The 20,802-nt window shown below is 72.0% G+C and carries 20 protein-coding genes; 6 read left to right on the forward strand and 14 right to left on the reverse strand.

Annotated elements, in window-relative coordinates; genetic code table 11:
• Positions 1-29 precede the first annotated feature (29 nt).
• The 9 genes from Srubr_RS07855 to hisD form a co-directional block, all read right to left on the reverse strand.
• Positions 30-617: an ArsR/SmtB family transcription factor gene (locus tag Srubr_RS07855; RefSeq protein WP_189996622.1), complete on the reverse strand. Its 588-nt coding sequence runs from the start codon at positions 615-617 to the stop codon at positions 30-32.
• Positions 618-734: 117 nt separating this feature from the next.
• The gene (gene hisF, locus Srubr_RS07860; RefSeq protein WP_189996621.1) at positions 735-1,490 is read right to left on the reverse strand and encodes an imidazole glycerol phosphate synthase subunit HisF; all 756 of its coding nucleotides are present in this window, start codon (positions 1,488-1,490) and stop codon (positions 735-737) included.
• Positions 1,491-1,496: 6 nt separating this feature from the next.
• Positions 1,497-1,892: a RidA family protein gene (locus Srubr_RS07865; RefSeq protein WP_189996620.1), complete on the reverse strand. Its 396-nt coding sequence runs from the start codon at positions 1,890-1,892 to the stop codon at positions 1,497-1,499.
• The gene (priA, locus tag Srubr_RS07870) at positions 1,889-2,614 is read right to left on the reverse strand and encodes a bifunctional 1-(5-phosphoribosyl)-5-((5-phosphoribosylamino)methylideneamino)imidazole-4-carboxamide isomerase/phosphoribosylanthranilate isomerase PriA (protein WP_189996619.1); all 726 of its coding nucleotides are present in this window, start codon (positions 2,612-2,614) and stop codon (positions 1,889-1,891) included. Before priA ends, Srubr_RS07865 begins: the two co-directional genes overlap by 4 nt.
• Positions 2,615-2,617: 3 nt before the next feature.
• A complete protein-coding gene (gene hisH, locus Srubr_RS07875; RefSeq protein WP_373313552.1) occupies positions 2,618-3,274 on the reverse strand; it encodes an imidazole glycerol phosphate synthase subunit HisH in 657 nt (218 codons plus the stop codon).
• Positions 3,265-3,429: a hypothetical protein gene (locus Srubr_RS07880; RefSeq protein WP_189996617.1), complete on the reverse strand. Its 165-nt coding sequence runs from the start codon at positions 3,427-3,429 to the stop codon at positions 3,265-3,267. The genes hisH and Srubr_RS07880 overlap by 10 nt, the downstream gene beginning before the upstream one ends.
• A 3-nt stretch (positions 3,430-3,432) precedes the next feature.
• A complete protein-coding gene (gene hisB, locus Srubr_RS07885; protein WP_030743584.1) occupies positions 3,433-4,026 on the reverse strand; it encodes an imidazoleglycerol-phosphate dehydratase HisB in 594 nt (197 codons plus the stop codon).
• Positions 4,023-5,129 (reverse strand): histidinol-phosphate transaminase, encoded by a 1,107-nt coding sequence (locus Srubr_RS07890; protein ID WP_189996616.1) that lies wholly within the window; start codon positions 5,127-5,129, stop codon positions 4,023-4,025. Before Srubr_RS07890 ends, hisB begins: the two co-directional genes overlap by 4 nt.
• On the reverse strand, positions 5,126-6,451 hold the full coding sequence (hisD, locus tag Srubr_RS07895; protein WP_189996615.1) for a histidinol dehydrogenase: 1,326 nt from the start codon (positions 6,449-6,451) through the stop codon (positions 5,126-5,128). The genes Srubr_RS07890 and hisD overlap by 4 nt, the downstream gene beginning before the upstream one ends.
• A 288-nt stretch (positions 6,452-6,739) precedes the next feature.
• On the opposite strand from hisD, the gene Srubr_RS07900 reads away from it, so the two are divergent.
• The 4 genes from Srubr_RS07900 to ybaK all read left to right on the forward strand — a co-directional run bounded on the left by Srubr_RS07900 (position 6,740) and on the right by ybaK (position 11,194).
• Entirely contained in the window at positions 6,740-8,323 is a 1,584-nt protein-coding gene (locus tag Srubr_RS07900; protein ID WP_189996614.1) for an oxidoreductase, read from the forward strand.
• A 532-nt stretch (positions 8,324-8,855) separates the two neighbouring features.
• Positions 8,856-9,911 (forward strand): hypothetical protein, encoded by a 1,056-nt coding sequence (locus Srubr_RS07905; RefSeq protein ID WP_189996613.1) that lies wholly within the window; start codon positions 8,856-8,858, stop codon positions 9,909-9,911.
• 11 nt (positions 9,912-9,922) lie between these two features.
• Entirely contained in the window at positions 9,923-10,663 is a 741-nt protein-coding gene (locus Srubr_RS07910) for an LON peptidase substrate-binding domain-containing protein (protein ID WP_189996612.1), read from the forward strand.
• 30 nt (positions 10,664-10,693) lie between these two features.
• Positions 10,694-11,194 carry a Cys-tRNA(Pro) deacylase gene (ybaK, locus tag Srubr_RS07915; RefSeq protein ID WP_189996611.1) on the forward strand — a complete coding sequence of 167 codons (501 nt, stop codon included), beginning with the start codon at positions 10,694-10,696 and terminating at the stop codon, positions 11,192-11,194.
• A gap of 83 nt (positions 11,195-11,277) precedes the next feature.
• Here ybaK and Srubr_RS07920 read toward each other — a convergent pair whose 3' ends face one another.
• The 4 genes from Srubr_RS07920 to Srubr_RS07935 all read right to left on the reverse strand — a co-directional run bounded on the left by Srubr_RS07920 (position 11,278) and on the right by Srubr_RS07935 (position 15,112).
• Positions 11,278-11,898 (reverse strand): AAA family ATPase, encoded by a 621-nt coding sequence (locus Srubr_RS07920; protein WP_189996610.1) that lies wholly within the window; start codon positions 11,896-11,898, stop codon positions 11,278-11,280.
• A gap of 34 nt (positions 11,899-11,932) precedes the next feature.
• Complete coding sequence (locus Srubr_RS07925) at positions 11,933-12,754, reverse strand: ABC transporter permease (protein WP_189996609.1); 822 nt, start codon at positions 12,752-12,754, stop codon at positions 11,933-11,935.
• A 64-nt stretch (positions 12,755-12,818) separates the two neighbouring features.
• On the reverse strand, positions 12,819-13,829 hold the full coding sequence (locus Srubr_RS07930; RefSeq protein ID WP_189996608.1) for an ABC transporter ATP-binding protein: 1,011 nt from the start codon (positions 13,827-13,829) through the stop codon (positions 12,819-12,821).
• Between the two features lie 62 nt (positions 13,830-13,891).
• Entirely contained in the window at positions 13,892-15,112 is a 1,221-nt protein-coding gene (locus Srubr_RS07935) for an NYN domain-containing protein (protein WP_189996607.1), read from the reverse strand.
• Between the two features lie 223 nt (positions 15,113-15,335).
• On the opposite strand from Srubr_RS07935, the gene Srubr_RS07940 reads away from it, so the two are divergent.
• Positions 15,336-15,503: a hypothetical protein gene (locus Srubr_RS07940; RefSeq protein ID WP_167346016.1), complete on the forward strand. Its 168-nt coding sequence runs from the start codon at positions 15,336-15,338 to the stop codon at positions 15,501-15,503.
• Between the two features lie 118 nt (positions 15,504-15,621).
• Here the strand turns inward: Srubr_RS07940 and dnaE are convergent, their stop codons facing one another.
• Complete coding sequence (gene dnaE / locus Srubr_RS07945) at positions 15,622-19,161, reverse strand: DNA polymerase III subunit alpha (RefSeq protein WP_189996606.1); 3,540 nt, start codon at positions 19,159-19,161, stop codon at positions 15,622-15,624.
• 266 nt (positions 19,162-19,427) lie between these two features.
• On the opposite strand from dnaE, the gene Srubr_RS07950 reads away from it, so the two are divergent.
• Complete coding sequence (locus Srubr_RS07950; RefSeq protein ID WP_189996605.1) at positions 19,428-20,753, forward strand: DUF2252 domain-containing protein; 1,326 nt, start codon at positions 19,428-19,430, stop codon at positions 20,751-20,753.
• The last annotated feature ends 49 nt before the right edge of the window (positions 20,754-20,802 follow it).

Consider the following 20,802-nt stretch of genomic DNA (forward strand, 5'->3'; position numbering starts at 1 on the left):
TCCTCTCGGGCGCGGAAGCGGGGCGGGGATCAGAGGCGGAACGGGAAGCCGTACACGTGCAGTGCGACGTGCTCGCGGCCCTCGGTGTCACCGGCGGCCTCTCGGGCGCGTCCCTGCGCGTCGTAGCGCCTGAGCAGGTCGGTCAGGTCCTTCTGCAGCGCGGTCAGTTCGCCGGGGGTGAGCCGCAGCAGGGCCTCGGTGTCACGGGCCGCCGCGTTCCACTCGGCTCCCCAGTGGGCGCGCGTGTCGAGGTAGGTCCGGTACATCTCCATGCGCTGCTCCAGGAACAGCCGCGAGGCCGCGAGATGCGCGGCGGCTTTCTCGGGCGCGTCCCGGAAGTCCTCGTCCCGGATGGAGACCCCCTCGGACACGGGCCGCCACCACCGCTCCCGCCCGTCGGAACTACGCGCCTCGGCCTCCTCCACCAGGCCGTGCCGGGCCAGTGTGCGCAGGTGATAGCTGACCAGGGAGACCGCCTCGTCCACTTGCCCGGCCAGCTGGGAGGCCGTGGCCGCCTCGGAGACGAACAGCAGGCGGTAGAGCTTCATGCGCAGGGGGTGGGCGAGCGCCTTGAGCGTCCCGATGTCCGTGACCCGGCGGTTCTCTTCGCGTGGCATGACACTGGACCCTAGACACGAAAGTGAAACTGCGCAATCTTCCTTGCGCAACTTTTCTTTCGCATCCGGTCGCGAAGAGGCCCCGGCCGTCCGGCCGGGGCCTGCCGTTGCGGCTCGCTACCTGACGGGGTGCCCGGCGCCCCGCAGGGTCTGCTTCACCTCGCCGATGCGCAGGTCGCCGAAGTGGAAGACCGAGGCGGCCAGGACCGCGTCGGCGCCCGCCTCGACGGCCGGCGGGAAGTCGGCGAGCTTGCCGGCGCCGCCGGAGGCGATCACGGGGACCGTGACGTGCTTGCGGACGGCGGCGATCATCTCCAGGTCGTAGCCGTCCTTGGTGCCGTCGGCGTCCATGGAGTTCAGCAGGATCTCGCCCGCGCCCAGCTCCGCCGCCCGGTGCGCCCACTCCACCGCGTCCAGGCCGGTGCCGCGCCGGCCGCCGTGAGTGGTGACCTCGAAGGTGCCCTCGGGGGTGCGGCGGGCGTCCACCGACAGGACCAGCACCTGGCGGCCGAACCGCTCGGCGATCTCGCGGATCAGGTCCGGGCGGGCGATCGCGGCGGTGTTCACGCCCACCTTGTCGGCGCCCGCCCGCAGCAGCTTGTCCACGTCCTCGGCGGTGCGCACGCCCCCGCCGACGGTCAGCGGGATGAACACCTGCTCGGCGGTGCGGCGCACCACGTCGTAGGTCGTCTCCCGGTCGCCGGAGGACGCGGTGATGTCCAGGAACGTCAGTTCGTCGGCGCCCTCGGCGTCGTACACCTTGGCCATCTCGACGGGATCACCCGCGTCGCGCAGGTTCTGGAAGTTCACGCCCTTGACGACCCGGCCGTTGTCCACGTCCAGGCAGGGGATGACTCGGACCGCCAGGGTCATGACTGCTCAGGCTCCTCTGAATGCTTCTAGTTCCACTTCGACCAGGATGCGCGGGTCGACGAAGCCCTCGACGACCAGCAAGGTCGATACCGGGCGCACGGAGTCGAACAGCTCCTGGTGGGCCCGGCCGACGGCGTCCACGTCCCGCGCATGGGTCAGGTACATCCGGGTGCGGATCACGGACTCGATGCCGAGGCCGAACTCCGCGATCGCCTCGACGGCGCTGGTGAAGGCCACCTTGGCCTGTTCGTAGGGGTCGCCCTCGCCGTACAGCACGGTGCCCTTGAAGGACGTCGTGCCGCCCACCAGCACCCGGTCACCCGCCGCCACGGCGCGTGCGAAACCGAAGGACTCTTCCCAGGGACTTCCGCTCTGCACACGCCGTACGGCTTCGGACGTCATGACGACACAGCCTCCAAGGCCTCTTCCAGGGTGAACGCCTTCGCGTACAGCGCCTTCCCTACGATGGCGCCTTCGACACCGAGCGGCACGAGGCCGGCCAGGGCCCGCAGGTCGTCCAGGGAGGACACGCCGCCGGAGGCGACCACCGGGCGGTCGGTCGCCGCGCACACGTCGCGCAGCAGTTCCAGGTTGGGGCCCTGGAGGGTGCCGTCCTTGGCGATGTCGGTGACGACGTAGCGGGCGCAGCCCTCCTTGTTCAGGCGGTCCAGCGTCTCGTACAGGTCGCCGCCGTCGCGGGTCCAGCCCCGGCCGCGCAGGGTGGTGCCGCGGACGTCCAGGCCGACGGCGATCTTGTCGCCGTGCTCGGCGATCACCCGGGCGACCCACTCGGGGGTCTCCAGGGCGGCCGTGCCGAGGTTCACCCGGGTGCAGCCGGTGGCGAGGGCGGCGGCGAGGGTGTCGTCGTCGCGGATGCCGCCGGACAGCTCCACCTTGATGTCCATGGCCCCGGCGACCTCGGCGATCAGGTCGCGGTTGTCACCGGTGCCGAACGCGGCGTCCAGGTCGACCAGGTGCAGCCACTCCGCGCCGGCGCGCTGCCAGGCGAGGGCGGCCTCCAGCGGGGAGCCGTAGGAGGTCTCGGTGCCGGACTCGCCGTGTACGAGGCGGACGGCCTGGCCGTCGCGGACGTCGACGGCGGGGAGCAGTTCGAGCTTGGCCATGGTCTACAGGGTTCCGATCCAGTTGGTGAGGAGCTGGGCGCCGGCGTCGCCGGACTTCTCGGGGTGGAACTGGGTGGCCCACAGGGCGCCGTTCTCCACGGCGGCCACGAACGGCTTGCCGTGCGTCGACCAGGTGACCTTGGGGGCCTCGATCACCGGGTTGTGGGTTTCCAGGGACCACTCGTGGACGGCGTAGGAGTGCACGAAGTAGAAGCGGGCGTCGGCGTCCAGGCCCGCGAACAGCCGCGAGCCGGCCGGCGCCTCCACGGTGTTCCAGCCCATGTGGGGCACCACGTCGGCCTGGAGCGGCTCGACCGTGCCGGGCCACTCGTCCAGGCCCTCGGCCTCCACGCCGTGCTCGATGCCGCGCGCGAAGAGGATCTGCATGCCGACGCAGATGCCCATGACCGGGCGCCCGCCGGACAGCCGGCGGTCCACGACCCAGTCGCCGCGCGCGTCGCGCAGGCCCTTCATGCAGGCGGCGAACGCGCCGACGCCCGGCACGAGCAGCCCGTCGGCGTTCATCGCCTTGTCGAAGTCACGGGTGATCTCGACATCGGCGCCCACGCGCGCGAGGGCGCGTTCGGCGGAGCGGACGTTGCCGAAGCCGTAGTCGAAGACGACGACCTTCTTCTTGCCCGACGGGGTGCTCAATTCCACACCTCCAGCCGCAGGACGCCCGCCACCAGGCACAGCGCCGCGCCGATCGAGAGCAGCACGATCAGGCTGGTGGGCATCTTCTGCTTGACGAAGGAGATGATCCCGCCGACCAGGAAGAGGCCGACGACGATCAGCAGGGTCGACAGACCGGTCATGGGTTACAGCGCGCCCTTCGTCGACGGGAGGATGCCGGCCGCGCGCGGGTCGCGCTCGGAGGCGTACCTGAGGGCCCTGGCCAGCGCCTTGAACTGGCACTCCACGATGTGGTGGGCATTGCGACCGTAGGGCACGTGCACGTGCAGCGCGATCTGCGCCTGGGCGACGAAGGACTCCAGGATGTGCCGGGTCATCGTGGTGTCGTACTCGCCGATCATCGGTGCCATCTTCTCGGGCTCGGTGTGCACGAGGTAGGGGCGGCCGGACAGATCGACGGTGACCTGGGCGAGGGACTCGTCCAGCGGGACCGTGCAGTTGCCGAAGCGGTAGATGCCCACCTTGTCGCCGAGGGCCTGCTTGAAGGCGGCGCCCAGCGCGAGGGCGGTGTCCTCGATGGTGTGGTGGGAGTCGATGTGCAGGTCGCCGTCGGTCTTCACGGTCAGGTCGAACAGACCGTGCCGGCCGAGCTGGTCGAGCATGTGGTCGTAGAAGCCGACACCGGTGGCGATGTCGGTGCGGCCGGTGCCGTCGAGGTCTATCTCGACCAGCACCGAGGTCTCCTTGGTGGTGCGCTCCACGCGTCCAACGCGGCTCATGAACCCAGCTCCTTCTTGACTTCCCGTACCGCGTCGAGGAACGCGTCGTTCTCCCGCGGGGTGCCCGCGGACACCCGCAGCCACCCCGGTACGCCGTTGTCCCGGACCAGCACGCCCCGGTCGAGGATCTTCCGCCAGGCCGCGTGGGCGTCGGCGAAGCGGCCGAACTGCACGAAGTTCGCGTCGGACTCGGTGACCTCGTAGCCGATCGCGCGCAGTTCGGCGACCAGCCGGTCCCGTTCGGCCTTGAGCTGCTCGACGTACCCGAGCAGCGTGTCGGTGTGCTCCAGCGCGGCCAGCGCGGTGGCCTGGGTGACGGCCGACAGGTGGTACGGCAGCCGGACCAGCTGGACGGCGTCCACGACGGCCGGGTGCGCGGCCAGGTAGCCGAGGCGCAGGCCGGCGGCGCCGAACGCCTTGGACATCGTGCGAGAGATCACCAGGTGGGGACGGCCGTCCAGCAGCGGCAGCAGCGAGGCGCCGTGGCTGAACTCGATGTACGCCTCGTCCACGATCACCATGGACGGCTTGGCCGCCTGCGCCGCCTCGTACAGCGCGAGCACGGTCTCGGGCGGGACCGCGTTGCCGGTGGGGTTGTTGGGGGTGGTGACGAAGACGACGTCCGGCTTGTGCTCGGCGATGGCGCGCTCGGCGGCGGCGAGGTCGATCGTGAAGTCCTCGTTCCGGGGGCCGGAGATCCAGCCGGTGCCGGTGCCGCGCGCGATGAGCGCGTGCATCGAGTACGACGGCTCGAAGCCGATGGCCGTGCGGCCCGGCCCGCCGAAGGTCTGCAGCAGCTGCTGGATGACCTCGTTGGAGCCGTTGGCGGCCCAGACGTTCTCGATGCCGAGGGGGTAGCCGCCGCTCTTCGTCAGGTACTCGGCCAGCCCGGTGCGCAGGCGGACCGCGTCCCGGTCCGGGTAGCGGTTCAGGTCGCGGGCGGCCTCGCGCACCCGCTCCGCGATCCGCTCGACCAGCGGCTCGGGCAGCGGGTAGGGGTTCTCGTTGGTGTTCAGCCGTACGGGCACGTCCAGCTGGGGCGCGCCGTAGGGGGACTTGCCGCGCAGCTCGTCCCGGATGGGCAGATCGTCAATGCCGGTCACTTGCTCTCGGGTACCTTCCAGCCGAACCTCGCCTTGATCGCCGCGCCGTGCGCGGGCAGGTCCTCCGCCTCCGCCAGCGTCACCACGTGGTGGGCGACCTCGGCGAGCGCGTCCCTGGTGTAGTCCACGATGTGGATGCCGCGCAGGAACGACTGGACGGACAGGCCCGAGGAGTGGCAGGCGCAGCCGCCGGTGGGCAGGACGTGGTTGGACCCGGCCGCGTAGTCGCCGAGCGAGACGGGGGCCCAGGGGCCGATGAAGATCGCGCCCGCGTTGCGGACCCGGCCGGCGACCGCGGCGGCGTCGGCGGTCTGGATCTCCAGGTGCTCGGCGCCGTAGGCGTCGACCACCTTCAGGCCCTCCTCGATGCCGTCCACCAGGACGATCGCGGACTGCCTGCCCTTGAGGGCGGGCACGATCCGGTCGTCCACGTGCCGGGTCGCCGCGACCTGCGGTGCCAGCTCCTTCTCCACCGCGTCCGCCAGGTCGGCGGAGTCGGTGACCAGGACGGCCGCCGCGAGCGGGTCGTGCTCGGCCTGGCTGATCAGGTCGGCGGCCACGTGCACCGGGTCGGCGGTGTCGTCGGCGAGGATCGCGATCTCGGTCGGGCCGGCCTCCGCGTCGATGCCGATCTTGCCGGTGAAGTAGCGCTTGGCGGCGGCGACCCAGATGTTGCCGGGGCCGGTGACCATGTTGGCGGGCGGGCAGGACTCGGTGCCGTACGCGAACATCGCGACGGCGGTGGCGCCGCCCGCGGCGTACACCTCGTCCACGCCGAGCAGGGCGCAGGCGGCCAGGATCGTCGGGTGCGGCAGGCCGCCGAACTCGGCCTGGGCCGGGGAGGCGAGCGCGATGGACTCGACGCCGGCCTCCTGCGCGGGCACCACGTTCATCACCACGGAGGACGGGTACACGGACCGCCCGCCGGGCGCGTACAGCCCGACCCGCTCGACCGGCACCCACTTCTCGGTGACGGAGCCGCCCGGCACCACCTGGGTGGTGTGGGTCGTGCGGCGCTGCGCGCGGTGGACCAGCCGGGCGCGGCGGATGGACTCCTCCAGGGCGGCGCGCACGGCCGGGTCGAGACCGGCGAGCGCCTCGGTGAGCGCCCGCGCCGGGACACGGACGTTTTCCAGCCGTACTCCGTCGAACTTCTCCGCGAAGTCGATCAGCGCCGCGTCGCCGCGATGATGCACGGCCTCGCAGATCGGGCGCACCTTCTCCAGGGCGGCCTGAACGTCGAAGTCGGCTCGGGGCAGCAGGTCGCGCAGGGCGGGGCCCTCGGGAAGGGCGTCGCCGCGCAGATCGATTCGGGAAATCACGGGGTCAATTCTCGCAGACCGCCGCCGGGAGCCGTCCGCGCGTATCAGTGGCTGATACAGAACATGGGCCGATGGCCGGGTCCGCCGTGGGCCGAAAGCCGGTGCTTGACGTCCCGCGGGTGGCCGTGACACCGCCCGTCAGCCGCTTCTCCGCGGGTCAATGCCTGGTACAGACGGTGGCCGGAAACCGGACGATCACCTTCACGGGGAGTGTTCGACGGGTCACCCACCGGGCATGAACGGCTGTACGAAAGGCATCGCAAGGCATCGCACGAAGAGAGGAGAGCGGTGACCGAGGGAGCCGGCGTCCGCATCGCCACCGGGGACCTGCCGGACGACCTGACCGCGGCCGAGGCGGGCATGTGGCAGGCCTTCCGCAACGGCAGCGTGTACGACCTGAGCAGCGGCGTGCCCACGGCGGACGACCCGCACGGCGGGCACCCGTGGGGCCCGGAGCGGAGCGTGCGGGCCCGCATCGTCTGCTGGCTGCTGCTGGACGGCCCGCCGGCGCTGGCCGGCCGGGTGTCCTCGCTGAAGCTCGTCGGCGTACGGATCACCGGCGTGGTGGACCTCGCCGGCGGTCAGGTGACGCCGTACGTGGAGCTGACGAGGTGCCGCTTCGACCAGGAGATCCGGCTGCCGGAGGCCCGGTTCACGACCGTGCGCCTGGTGGACTGCGCGGTGCCGCGGCTGGAGGCGGCGCGGGTGCACACGGAGGGCGATCTGCATCTGCCGCGCTGCCGGTTCCAGAGCGGGGTCCGGCTGACGGACGCGCAGATCGGCACCGACCTGCTGCTCAACCAGGCGATCGCGTACCGAGACCGCAGCGGCCGGTCGATCACGGCGGACGGCATGACCGTCGGCCAGGACCTCCAGGCGGAGATGCTGGAGTCGCACGGCGAGCTGAGCCTGCGCGGCGCCCAGGTCGGCGTCTCGCTCAGCCTGCGCGGCGCGAAACTCGCCAACGCTCATGCGCGGTTCGCCCTGAACGCCCCCCAGCTCACGGTCGAGCGCACCCTGTACCTGACCCCGGCCGGCGTGGGCGGTCCGGCGCTCAGCGGCACCACGCCCGCGCACGGGACGCGCATCCAGCGCTTCGAGTGCCGGGGCGGGGTGCGGCTGGACGACGGCCGGTTCGGGGACGCCGTCGACCTGGAGCGGGCCCGGTTCGCCTTCACCGACGACCAGGAGCTGTCGCTGCGCCGGGTGCAGACGCCGGAGCTGCGCTTCCTCGGGGACAAGCCGCAGCGCGGCAAGGTGGTGCTGTCGGGCGCGCGCGTGGTGAACCTGGTGGACCGGGCGAGCAGCTGGCCGGAGGCGGGCAATCTGCACATGGGCGGGTTCACCTACGAGAACCTGGTGCCGCAGGGCCCGTTCCCGCTGACCCGGCGCCTGGACTGGGTGGCGGCGGCCACCGCCGAGTACGCCCCGGAGCCGTACGAGCGGCTGGCCTCGGTGCTGCGCTCCGCCGGGGAGGACGAGGACGCGCGCGAGGTGCTGCTCGCCAAGCAGCGCCGGCGGCGCGAGACGCTGCCGCCGGCCGCCAAGGTCTGGGGGTTCGCGCAGGACTGGACCGTGGCCTACGGCTACCGGCCGGGCCGGGCCGCGGTGTGGATGGCGGTGCTGTGGGCGGCGGGCACGCTGGCGTTCGCGCACGCCGACCATCCGCCGCTGAACTCCGGCGGCCATCCGGCCTGGAGTCCGGCGCTGTTCACACTGGACCTGCTGCTGCCGGTGATCGACCTCGGCCAGGCGGGCCAGTGGCAGCTGCGCGGCGGCTGGCAGTGGCTGGCGACGGTGATGATCCTCGCCGGCTGGGTTCTGGCCACCACGGTGGCGGCGGGCGCGACCCGGCTGCTGCGACGAAGCTGACCCGCACGGCACCCGCCCGCTGCGCCGGCCGCCACACCGAAGCCGACCCACACCACACCCGGCCACCACGACGGAACCGGTCCTCCCCACACCCGCCCGCTGCGGGCGGAGCCCCTCCTCGCCACACCCGCCCGCTACCGGCGAAACCGACCCACGCCACACCCGGCTACTACGACGGAACCGGTCCTCCCCGCACCCGGCCGTTACGGGCGGAGCCCCTCCTCGCCACACCCGGCCGCTACGACGAATCCGACCCTCCACACCCGACCGCTACCGGCGGAACCGACCCACGCCACACCCGGCCACTACCAGCGGAGCCGCCCTTCGCCACACCCGACCGCTACGGCGGAGCCGCCCTTCGCCGCGCCCGGCCGCTACGGCGGAGCCGATCCCCGCGGCACCCGCGCGAGCCCTCCGCACCCACGCATGACCCGCATGCACATGCACCCTTTACAGGACCTTCACCGTCGGCCGTACAACCTTCCACGACTTGCCGTGTCCCTCTGGCGCCGCCCCGACCTGCGGACTTTCAATGGTCGGCACCATGGCTCTGCTGCCCTCGTTCATCCGCCCCCACCGCCGGATGCCCCGACGACCCGCGCGCCCGGCCCACCGGCCACCGGCCGGGTACGAGGCCGTGCTCGACGCGCCCGACGACCGCCTCTCGCCCGCGCTCGTCGCGGCCGGCCGGGGCGAGTACGCCACCGCGGCCGGGCTGCTCGCCGACACCCGCGCCACGGCCGACTGGGAGCACCGGGACCGGTACACCCGGCGCCTGGCCGCCTTCGCCCGCTCCCGCCCGGAGTGGTACGAGGAGTGGCGCGCCGCCGACCCCCACGACGCCGGGGTGCTGCTGGTCGGAGCCCAGCTGGCGGTGGACCGCGCCTGGCCCTCGCCGGCCCGGGCCGAGCTGCTGCGCGAGGTGAGCCCGCTGATCACCGCCGCCGCCCGCGCCGACGACCGCGACCCGGTGCCCTGGCGCATCGCGCTCGACCACGCGCGCGGCACCCGGGCCGGGCACCGCTACTTCGGGGAGCTGTGGGAGGCGGCTGTCCGGCGCGCCCCGCACCACTACGGCTGCCATGTGGCCGCCCTGCGCTACCTGGCCGCCTCCTGGCACGGCTCCCACCGCGAGTGCTTCGACTTCGCCGACCGGGCCGCGCAGGACGCCCCTGCCGACTCGCTGGTCCAGGCGCTGCCCGCCCGGGCGGCGTTCGGCTATCTGACCGACGGCTGCGGCGCGGCGGTGCCGCGCGGCCGGCTGGAGGCGGCGGCGGACCGGGCGATCGCCCTGTCCGCGCGCCTGCCGGCGGCCGACCCGTACCCGGCCGAGGTCCGCAACAAGCTGCTGTACGTGCTGCTGCGACTGGAGCGCTGGCGGGACGCCCGGGCCCAGCTGCGGCTGATCGGCCCGTACGCCACGTCGTTCCCCTGGGACCGGTTCTCCGAGGACCCGCTCGGCCACTTCCTGAAGCTGCGCGAGGAGCTGGACGCGGCGCTCCCCGGGGCCGCCCTGGCCGGGCTGCTCTCGGCGCCGCCGGAGCCCGGTGACGGACACGGCGGACACGCCCGCGCCGCAGGCCACTAGGCTGGGGCGCCGTGACCACCGTCCGCCTGCCGCTCTTTCCGCTGAACTCGGTGCTGTTCCCGGGTCTCGTGCTGCCGCTGAACGTCTTCGAGGAGCGGTATCGCGCCATGCTGCGCGACCTGCTGAAGACCCCCGAGGACGAGCCGCGCCGGTTCGCCGTCGTCGCCATCCGGGACGGCCACGAGGTCGCGCCGAGCGCCCCCGGCATGCCCGATCCCACCGCGCGGCCCGAGCGGGGCCCGGCCGCCGGCTTCGGCCCGGACCCGCTCCGCGCCTTCCACGGGGTGGGCTGTGTGGCCGACGCGGCGACCATCCGGGAACGGTCCGACGGCACGTTCGAGGTGCTGGCGACCGGGACGACCCGGGTGCGGCTGCTGTCCGTGGACGCGTCGGGCCCGTACCTGATCGCGGAGCTGGAGGAGCTGACGGAGGAGCCCGGGGACGACGCCGGCGCGCTGGCCGAGGACGTCCTGCGCTCCTTCCGCCGCTACCAGAAGCGGCTGGCGGGCGCCCGGGAGCGCTCGCTGTCGTCCGGCGCGGAACTGCCGGACGACCCGGGCGTGGTGTCGTACCTGGTGGCCGCGGCGATGGTGCACGACACGCCGACCAAGCAGCGGCTGCTCCAGGCGCCGGACACCGCCTCGCGGCTGCGGGACGAGCTGAGGCTGCTGCGCGCGGAGACGTCGATCATCCGCAGCCTGCCGTCGCTGCCCGCGTTCGAGCTGACGCGGACGCCGACGAGCCTGAACTGAGGGACCACAGGGACCACGAGGAAACCGAGGATGGCGAAGAAGCAGAAGAAGGCCCAGTCCGGGGGCACGCCCGCGACGGTGGCCCTGACGGCGGCGGGCGTGGACTTCACCGTCCACTCCTACGACCACGACCCGTCCCATCCCTCCTACGGTGAGGAGGCGGCCGAGGCGATGGGCGTCTCCCCGGACCGGGTCTTCAAGACCCTGGTGGCCGAGGTGGACGGTTCCCTGGTGGTCGGTGTGGTCCCGGTGGCCGGTTCGCTGGACCTGAAGGCCCTGGCGGCGGCGGTGGGCGGCAAGCGGGCGGTGATGGCCGACCCGGCGCTCGCCGAGCGCACCACGGGCTATGTCCGCGGCGGCATCTCCCCGCTCGGCCAGCGCAAGAAGCTCCCCACGGTCCTCGACGACTCGGCCGCGGCCCACCCCACGATCTGCGTCTCGGCCGGCCGCCGCGGCCTGGAGGTCGAGCTGTCCCCGAAGGACCTGGCCGACCTGACGGACGCGGTACTGGCCCCGATCGGCAAGAGCTGACCGGTCACGCCGGGCCCCGCGGGCGCGGGCGGCCCGGCCCGGGAAGCCGGACCAGCGCGTCACGGCGGCCCGCGGCCCGTCGGCTACGGCGTCTCGGGGTCCCGGGGGCCGAACAGGGCGGTCAGGCCGAGGTGGGCCAGGAGCCCGGCGAGCGGCCAGGCCAGTAGCGCGCCCTTGGCCGACAGCTTCAGCGGCGCGGAGAACGTCACGCCCTTGCCCGCCGCCTGGGCGTGCGCGAGCACGTCCGGGTCGGGGCCCAGCCAGATCCCGAGGCGCCAGGCCAGCAGCGACCCGAGCAGGCCCCCGAGTCCGAGCGCGACCACCAGGGGCACCCCGCCGCGCCGGCGCAGCAGGAAGACGACGAGCGCGCTGACGAGTCCGAAGCCGAGCCCCAGCAGAGTGAACGTTCCGTCGACCCCGACGGCCTGCTCCCCCTCGCTGTCCTTCAGGTAGACGACCCAGCTCTTGTCCAGCACGTCGCCGACCAGCGGCACGCGCGGCGCCAGCCACCACCACAGCAGCCCCAGCAGCACCCCGCCGAGCGCCAGCACCACCGTGGTCACGGCGGCCTCCCGCAGCTCCGTCCGCAGCCCGGGACCGTCCTGTTCCGGCCCGTGCCCGGCGAGCGCCCCGGCGGGCGGCGCCCCTTGCCAGACCTGGTGCGCGGAGTCGTCGTGCGGTGGTGGAGTCAACGGTGCGGTCACCCTGCCATCGTGCCAGGTCGCGCCGTGCGCCGCGTCACCGGACGGCGGCCCTGCGGTAGGCCCGGGTCGCCACGGCCAGCGAGACGACGCCGACGCCCGCGCACACGCCCAGGTCAGCGAGGACGAGGGCCCAGTCGGGGTGCGGTCCGAAGGTCCGCGCGTACGCCTCCACGCCGTAGGTGGAGGGCAGCAGGGAGCGGGCCAGCCGGATCACCTCCGGCATCCGGCCGGCCGGCAGCACGCCCAGCAGCAGCGCCGCCGACATGCCCAGCTGGCCGAGCAGCGTGGCCAGCTCCGGCCGGGGCGCGAGCAGCCCGCACGCGGCGCCGAGCCCGGCGAGCGCGGCCCCGGCGAGCGGGATGACGGCCAGCAGGACCCACAGGTTGGTCAGCGGCAGCCCGAAGAGCACACAGCCGAAGACGGCGGTGACCAGGGTGCCCGGCACGGTGAAGGAGGCGTAGGCCGCCGCCGCGCCCAGCACCACGGCGGCCGGCGGCACCGGCAGGGTGGCGTAGTGGTCGAGCCCGCCGCTGGCCCGCAGCTGCCCGAAGTACTGCGAGAGCAGGTTCAGCGCCACGTAGGCGACGACCAGCACCGACGAGCCGGCCACCACGGACTGGGCCTCGTCACCGCCCTCGACCACACCGCGCATCATCACGGCGATGCCGACGGACTGGAAGGTCGCCACGAACAGCAGCGGAATCCGTGCCACCCGGGCCCGGGACAGCTGCGCCCGGTAGACGGCCACCAGCGACGGCCACAGCCGCGCCCGCGGCCCGAGCTCGGCCGGGCCGGACGCCGTCTCCGGCACGGCCCGGGAGCCGCCGGGCAGAACCTCGGCGGGTACGACACTCACGACGAGCTGCTCCTCTTCGCTTCGGCGGCGGCACAGACCCTCGCGTGCTGCGGGACCCGCTCGCTCACGCCCTCACCAGTCCCTGCCGGGCCTCGCCGCCCAGCGCCAGATAGACGTCCTCCAGGCTGGGCGTGGCGAGCGTGAAGTCGTCCAGGGCGGCGAAGGCGGCCCCGCCGGTCACCGTGGCGACGACGGCGCGGGCCTCCTCGGGGGCGAGCCGCAGCGTCCAGCGCCGGCCGGACCGCGCCGCCCGCTCGCGCAGCACGGCCACCTCGGGCACCTCCAGCGGCGCCCGCTCCCGCCACACCAGTTCCACCCGCACCTCGCCGGCCACCCGCGCCTTGAGCCCGGCGGGGGTGTCGCAGGCGATGACCCGGCCCTGGTCGAGCACGGCGACCCGGTCCAGCACCGTCTCGGCCTCGATCACGTTGTGGGTGACCAGCAGCACGGTCGTGCCGTGCTCGGCCCGCCGCCGGTCCACAGCCGCCCACACCGCGCGCCGGGCCACCGGGTCCATGCCGGTGGTCGGCTCGTCCAGCACGAGCAGCGGGCGCCGGCCCACCAGCGCGGCGGCGAAGCAGGCGAGCCGCCGCTGCCCGCCGGACAGCTTCTTCAGCGCACGGCCGGCGATCGGGGTCAGCCCCAGTTCCTCCAGCACGGCGTCCCGTTCGGCCCGGGCCCGCCGTACGTCCAGGCCGCGCAGGCGCCCGGTGGTCTCGACGGCGAGGGAGACGGTCAGCTCGTCCAGGGCGCTGGACTCCTGGCCGAGGTAGGCGAGGATGCGGGCCGCCCGCTCGGGGTGCCGGACGATGTCGTGGCCGAGGATCTCGACGCTGCCCGTGTCCGGCCGCAGCAGCCCGGTGAGCTGCCGTACCAGGGTGGACTTGCCGGCGCCGTTCGGGCCGAGCAGCCCGAACACCTCGCCGCGCCGCACGTCCAGTTCCACCCCGTCGGTGGCCCGTACCTCGGGGGTGCCCGGCGTGCCCCGCCGGCCCCGGATCGCCGGGTAGGTCTTGCTGAGCCCGCGTACGCGTACGACCTCGTCGTAGCCGAGTGCCTGTCCCGCGCGCGTCATCACAAGGGACGAGACTACGGGGTCCGGGCGCTTTACTCGCCTTTGGGGGCGGCTACGGGGATTCAGTCGCCGGCGGGCGCGTGCTGTTCGGCCGCCGCCGGGATGTCGAACTCGCGCCAGAACCCCGCCCGGATGGCGTAACGGTCGTGTTCGTCGATCTGGTCGTCCTTGTGCGCGAGCAGCCCGAAGCGGGCCGCGTAGCGCAGCAGCTCGCCGTCGATGCGGTGCGGGATGCGCGGGTACATCTGCGACAGCCGCTGCAAGTGTCCCTGGTCGCCGAGCCGGGAGATCCAGCGGCGGGCGAAGACCTGCCCCACCTCGTACGGGTCGCCGCCGACGGTGGTGATGTCCTCCTCCCGGTCGGCCCAGCGCTGTTCGGCGGTGGTCAGCTGGGCCAGCGTCGGCAGGGAGGCGGCCTCGGGGGGCTCGGCGACCACGCCGGGCCGGTCGACCCAGCCCTTGTCGGAGGACCAGCGCAGGGTCGCGGTGGCCGGGTGCTGCACGGTCTGGGTGCCGGGTGCGCGCAGCGCGGCCAGGTCCTTGGGGGTGGGGACGCCCTTGGCGGCCGGGACCCGCTCGGGGGCGCCGTTCTGCGCCGCCGCGGCGGCCGGGGGGTGCGCGGGCTGTTCGGCGGGCCGTTCGGCCGTGGTGAGCGCGGAGTCGGGCAGGGGGGCGGAGAGGATCGCGGCGATCTCGGGGCGGGGCGCGGGCGAAGGGGGGCAGACGCCGGTCAGCTCCTTGGCACGGACGGCCTGGGTGATCCAGACGCGGTCCAGCACCCGCCGCTCGTCGGCCTCGGCGACCAGGTCCTCGGACTGGTTGTAGTCGCCGTCGGCGGCCTGCACGGCCCACAGGTGGACGGCGACGCCGTGCTCCTTGGCGGCCATCATGCCGGGCAGCAGATCGCCGTCGCCGGTGACCAGGACGATGTCGGAACAGGCGCGGTTGCGGGCCAGTTCGGTCAGTTCGGCGTGCATGGCGGCGTCCACGCCCTTCTGGGCCCAGCGTCCGTCGCTGCGGGTCAGGGCGCCCAGCCGGACGGTGACCCGGGGCATCACGCGCAGGCGGCGGTGCTCGGGCTGGGGAACCCGGTCGGGGGCACCGTCGAACCAGTAGATGCGCAGCAACGGGCGCTCGGTGTCGGACTCCGCGCGTTCACGCAGGGCCTGGATCAGCCCGGCGTGGTCGACGGTGATCCGGGACCGCGAGGGCTCACCCGCGAGGAGGCTGGCGGCGGCGCCCAGCAGGTACCCGGCGTCCACCAGGACGATGCAGCGGTCCACGCGACTCACCCTCTTCCCGGGAGGCTTTGCTTCGGACTTGCTTCGAGTCTGCCCGACCCCGCGGAGCTTAACGGCCCGAACTCGATCTTCGGCGTGGCGTTTCCGGTTCTCGGCCGCCCAGCTGCCCTGTCACACACGGTAATTATCCGACATGCGCCTGATGTCAGCGTATGTGAATCTGGTCCCGGCCCTGGCCCCTAGATCCCCCACAGGAGGCATCACCATGGCCAAGAACAAGAACCGCAAGCAGGCCGGCCCGAAGAACCGCGCGCAGCAGAGCGAGCACGCGCAGCGGCCCCCGGCTCAGGAGCCCGAGTCGCCGGTGTCCCACATCCAGGGCGGCCCGGCGGAGGGCGCGCGCAAGAAGCAGAAGAGCTTCGGCCACAACTAAAGGGCAGTTGAAGCCCGGGCACATATGAGGGGCGCACCCGTGCCGGGTGCGCCCCTTTTCCTGCCCCTTCTTCCACCCCTGCCCCCGCTGCTTTTCCCGCCCTCTTGCGGCGGCGGCCTCAGCCGGCCAGGCAGGACGGGCCGAGCAGCACCTTCAGGTCGCCGAACAGGGCCGGGTCGGGCTTGACCCGGTGCCGGTCCAGGCGCAGCACGGTGGTCTTGCGCGGGCCCTGGAGCTTGATGCGCACCTCGCTGTCGCCCTTGTGGTGGCTGAGGATCTCGCCGAGGCGGCTGACCATCGGCGGGGTGACCCGGGTGGCCGGGATGGTGAGGATCACGGGCGCGTTGGTGCCCGCGTTGGACAGGTCCGGGACCTGGAGCTCCATCGCGACCAGCCGCGGCACGTCCTCCCGCTTGTCGAGCCGGCCCTTGACGAACACCACGGCGTCCTCGACGAGTTGGGTCGACACCAGCTGGTAGGTGGCCGGGAAGAACATGCACTCGATGGAGCCCGCGAGGTCCTCCACGGTGGCGATGGCCCAGGCGTTGCCCTGCTTGGTCATCTTGCGCTGGAGGCCGGAGATGATGCCGCCGATGGTGACCACCGCGCCGTCGGCGTGCTCGCCGCCGGTGAGCTGGGAGATGCCCGCGTCGGCCTTGTCGGCGAGGACGTGCTCCAGGCCGAAGAGGGGGTGGTCGGAGACGTACAGACCGAGCATCTCCCGCTCCTGGGCGAGCAGATAGGTCTTGTCCCACTCGTCGGTGGAGAACTCCACGTCGAGTCCGAAGCCGGGTTCGCTGCTGGTCTCCTCGCCCATCCCGCCGAAGAGGTCGAACTGGCCCTCGGCCTCCTTGCGCTTGACCGCGACCACGTTGTCGATCATCGGCTCGTACTGGGCCATGAGCCCCTTGCGGGTGTGGCCCATGGAGTCGAAGGCGCCGGCCTTGATCAGCGATTCGGTGGTGCGCTTGTTGCAGACCACCGCCTCGACCTTGTCGAGGTAGTCGGGGAAGGAGGTGTACTTCCCCTTCGCCTTGCGGCACTTGATGATCGACTCGACGACGTTGGTGCCGACGTTGCGGACGGCGGACAGGCCGAAGAGGATCACGTCGTCGCCCTGGGCCGCGAAGTTCGCCTCCGACTCGTTGACGTTCGGCGGGAGCACCCGGATGCCCATGCGACGGCACTCGTTCAGATAGACCGCCGACTTGTCCTTGTCGTCCTTGACGGAGGTGAGCAGGGCGGCCATGTACTCGGCGGGGTGGTTCGCCTTCAGGTACGCCGTCCAGTACGACACCAGGCCGTACGCGGCCGAGTGGGCCTTGTTGAACGCGTAGCCGGCGAACGGGACCAGCACGTCCCACAGCGCCTGGATGGCCTCGTCGCTGTAGCCGTTCTTGCGGGCGCCGGCCTGGAAGATGACGAAGTTCTTCTCCAGTTCCTCCGGCTTCTTCTTGCCCATCACCCGGCGGAGGATGTCGGCCTCGCCGAGCGAGTAGCCGGCGATGATCTGGGCGGCCTTCTGCACCTGCTCCTGGTAGACGATCAGGCCGTAGGTGACGTCCAGGACCTCCTTGAGCGGCTCCTCCAGCTCCGGGTGGATCGGCGTGATCTCCTGCTGCCCGTTCTTGCGCAGCGCGTAGTTCGTGTGCGAGTTCATGCCCATCGGGCCCGGCCGGTACAGGGCCGAGACGGCGGAGATGTCCTCGAAGTTGTCCGGCTTCATCAGCCGGAGCAGGGACCGCATCGGGCCGCCGTCGAACTGGAAGACGCCGAGGGTGTCGCCGCGCTGGAGCAGTTCGAAGGTCGTGGGGTCGTCCAGCGGCAGGGACAGCAGGTCGATGTCGAGGCCCTTGTTGGCCTTCACCATCTTGACCGCGTCGTCCATGATCGTGAGGTTGCGCAGGCCCAGGAAGTCCATCTTCAGCAGGCCGAGCGACTCACAGCTCGGGTAGTCCCACTGGGTGATGGTCACGCCGTCGGTGTGCCTGACCCACACCGGGACGTGCTCGGTGATGGTCTCGCTGGACATGATCACACCGGCGGCGTGCACGCCCATCTGCCGCACCAAGCCCTCCACACCGCGCGCGGTGTCGATGACCTTCTTCACATCCGGCTCGTTCTCGTACATCGAGCGGACCTCGCCGGCCTCGCTGTAGCGCGGGTGGCTGGGGTCGGTGATGCCGGACAGCGGGATGCCCTTGCCGAGGACGTCGGCGGGCATGGCCTTGGTGATGCGGTCGCCCATCGCGTACGGGTAGCCCAGCACGCGCGCGGAGTCCTTGATCGCGTTCTTGGCCTTGATGGTGCCGTAGGTGCCGATCATGGCGACCTTGTCGGCGCCGTACTTCTCGGTCACGTACCGGATCACCTCGACGCGCCGGCGCTCGTCGAAGTCGATGTCGACATCGGGCATCGAGATGCGCTCGGGGTTGAGGAACCGCTCGAAGATCAGGCCGTGCGGGATCGGGTCGAGGTCGGTGATGCCGAGGGCGTAGGCGACGATCGAGCCGGCCGCGGAACCACGGCCGGGGCCGACCGCGATGCCCTGCTTCTTGGCCCACATGATGAAGTCGGCGACCACGAGGAAGTAGCCCGGGAAGCCCATCGAGATGATGGTGTCCATCTCGTACTCGGCCTGCTTCTGGCGGTCCTCGGGGACGCCGCCCGGGTAGCGGCGCTCCATGCCGCGGCGGACCTCCTCCTTGAACCAGGTGACCTCGGTGTAGCCCTCGGGGATGTCGAACTTGGGCATGAGGTCGCGCTTCTCGAACATGCCGGCGGTGTCCACCATCTCGGCGACGAGGAGCGTGTTGGCGCAGCCCTCCTGCCAGGCGTCCGAGGAGTCGATGGCGTACATCTCGTCCGTGGACTTCAGGTAGTAACCGGTGCCGTCGAACTTGAAGCGGTCGGGGTCGGAGAGGTTCTTGCCGGTCTGGATGCACAGCAGGGCGTCGTGGGCCCCGGCCTCGTGCGCGTAGGTGTAGTGCGAGTCGTTGGTGACCAGCGGGGGGATGCCGAGCTTCTTGCCGATCTCCAGCAGGCCGTCGCGGACCCGGCGCTCGATCTCGATGCCGTGGTCCATCAGCTCCAGGAAGTACTTGTCCTTGCCGAAGATGTCCTGGTACTCGGCGGCGGCCTTCAGTGCCTCGTCGAAGTGGCCGAGGCGCAGCCGGGTCTGCACCTCGCCGGAGGGGCAGCCGGTGGAGGCGACGATGCCCTCGGACCACTGGGCGATGGTCTCCTTGTCCATCCGGGGCCACTTCTGGAGCCAGCCCTCGGCGTAGGCGTCGGAGGAGAGCCGGAAGAGGTTGTGCAGGCCGGTCTTGTTCACCGCCCACATCGTCTTGTGGGTGTAACCACCGGAACCGGAGACGTCGTCCCTCTTCTGGTGCGGCTGACCCCAGAGGATCTTGCGCTTGTTGCGCCGGGACTCGGGGGCGACATAGGCCTCGATCCCGATGATCGGGGTGATTCCGGCCTTTTTCGCGGAGTGGAAGAAGTCGTACGCGCCGTGCAGGTTGCCGTGGTCGGACATGGCGATGTGCGTCATGCCCATCTCATTGCAGGCGTTGAACATGTCCTTCAGCCGCGCGGCACCGTCCAGCAGCGAGTACTGGGTGTGGACGTGCAGGTGCGTGAAGGGCGGCTTCGACACGGTTGAGCCTCCGGGGAAACACTCGGCGACGGTCTGGCGGACGGTTCTGGGGTCAGCGTCGAAGTCTATGCCTCACCACTGACAGCCGGTGGCGCGAAGCGCCTCCGTGAGGGGTGGCGGTCGGGTGACGGACAGGACAAGCACAGTGGCGCGAAGCGTCTCCGTGGGGGGTGGCGGTCGGGTGACGGGCGGGCACCTGCGCGTACCTTCGTGCGTTGGAGACGGCAGAAACGCTGTCGTACACATGCACCAGGAGGCACCCCGCGATGTCGGTCCCCCAGCTCGACGAGGAGCAGCGCGGCGAGGAGATCCTCGCCGTCTTCGACACCGCCTTCGGCCGGCTCCTGGCCGCCGACCCGGCCGCGTTCCGGGTGAAGTTCCGGAAGATGGCGGCCTCGGCCTTCGCGTTCTACCGGGGCACGGCGTGCCTCTTCTACCACGACCTGGACACCGACAGGCGCGGCGGTCCGTACCTGGACGAGCGCACCTCGCGCGTGTGGATCCACGGCGACCTGCACGCGGAGAACTTCGGCACGTACATGGATTCGAACGGCCGGCTGGTCTTCAACGTCAACGACTTCGACGAGGCCTACGTCGGCCCCTTCACCTGGGACCTCAAGCGCTTCGCGGCGTCCGTCGCGCTGATCGGGTACGCGAAGGCGCTCGGCGACGCGCAGATCACCGAGCTGGTGACCATCTACGCGCACGCGTACCGGGAGCGGATCCACGCCCTGGCCACGGGCGCCAAGCGGGACGAGGTGCCGCCGTTCACGCTGGAGACCGCGCAGGGTCCGCTGCTGGACGCGCTGCGTGACGCCCGCTCGATGACCCGGTTCGGGCTGCTGGAGTCGATGACGGAGATCCGCGACTTCGAGCGCCGCTTCGCCCCGGGCGGCGGCTCCGTCGAGCTGGACGCTGCCACCCGCTACAAGGTCCTGGCGGCCTTCGACGGCTATCTGGAGACCCTGCCGGACTCCTCCCTGGCCCGCCCGGACTCCTACCGGGTGAAGGACGTGGTGGGGCGCCGGGGCATCGGCATCGGCTCGGCGGGCCTGCCGTCGTACAACATCCTCCTGGAGGGCCACAGCGACGCCCTGGAGAACGATGTGGTGATCTACATCAAGCAGGCGCAGACCCCGGCCGTCTCCCGGCACGTCACGGATCCGGCCATCGCGGAGTACTTCCTGCACGAGGGACACCGCACGGTGATCTCCCAGCGCGCGCTCCAGGCGCACGCCGACCCGTGGCTGGGCTGGACCGAGCTGGACGGCGCGGGCCAGCTGGTCGCCGAGGTCTCGCCGTACGCGGTGGACCTGGACTGGGGCGACATCGACGACCCGGAGGAGATCGCGGCCGTCGTCGCCGACCTGGGCCGGGCCACCGCGACCATGCACGCGGTGGCGGACGACACCTCCGGCGAGTCCCTGGTGCCGTTCTCCACCGAGCGGGCCATCGACGCGGCGATCGCGGCCGACGAGGAGGGCTTCGCGCCCCTTCTGGTGGACTTCGCGCACGGCTACGGCGCACGCGCGCGCGCCGATCACCAGATCTTCGTGGACCTGTTCCGCAACGGCCGGATTCCGGGGCTGTGACCTTCGCGGATTCACAGGCACCCTTTAGGGGTCCCTTACCCGCGGACGT

The sequence above is a fragment of the Streptomyces rubradiris genome (assembly GCF_016860525.1).
In the GTDB taxonomy this organism is placed as follows: Bacteria; Actinomycetota; Actinomycetes; order Streptomycetales; family Streptomycetaceae; genus Streptomyces; species Streptomyces rubradiris.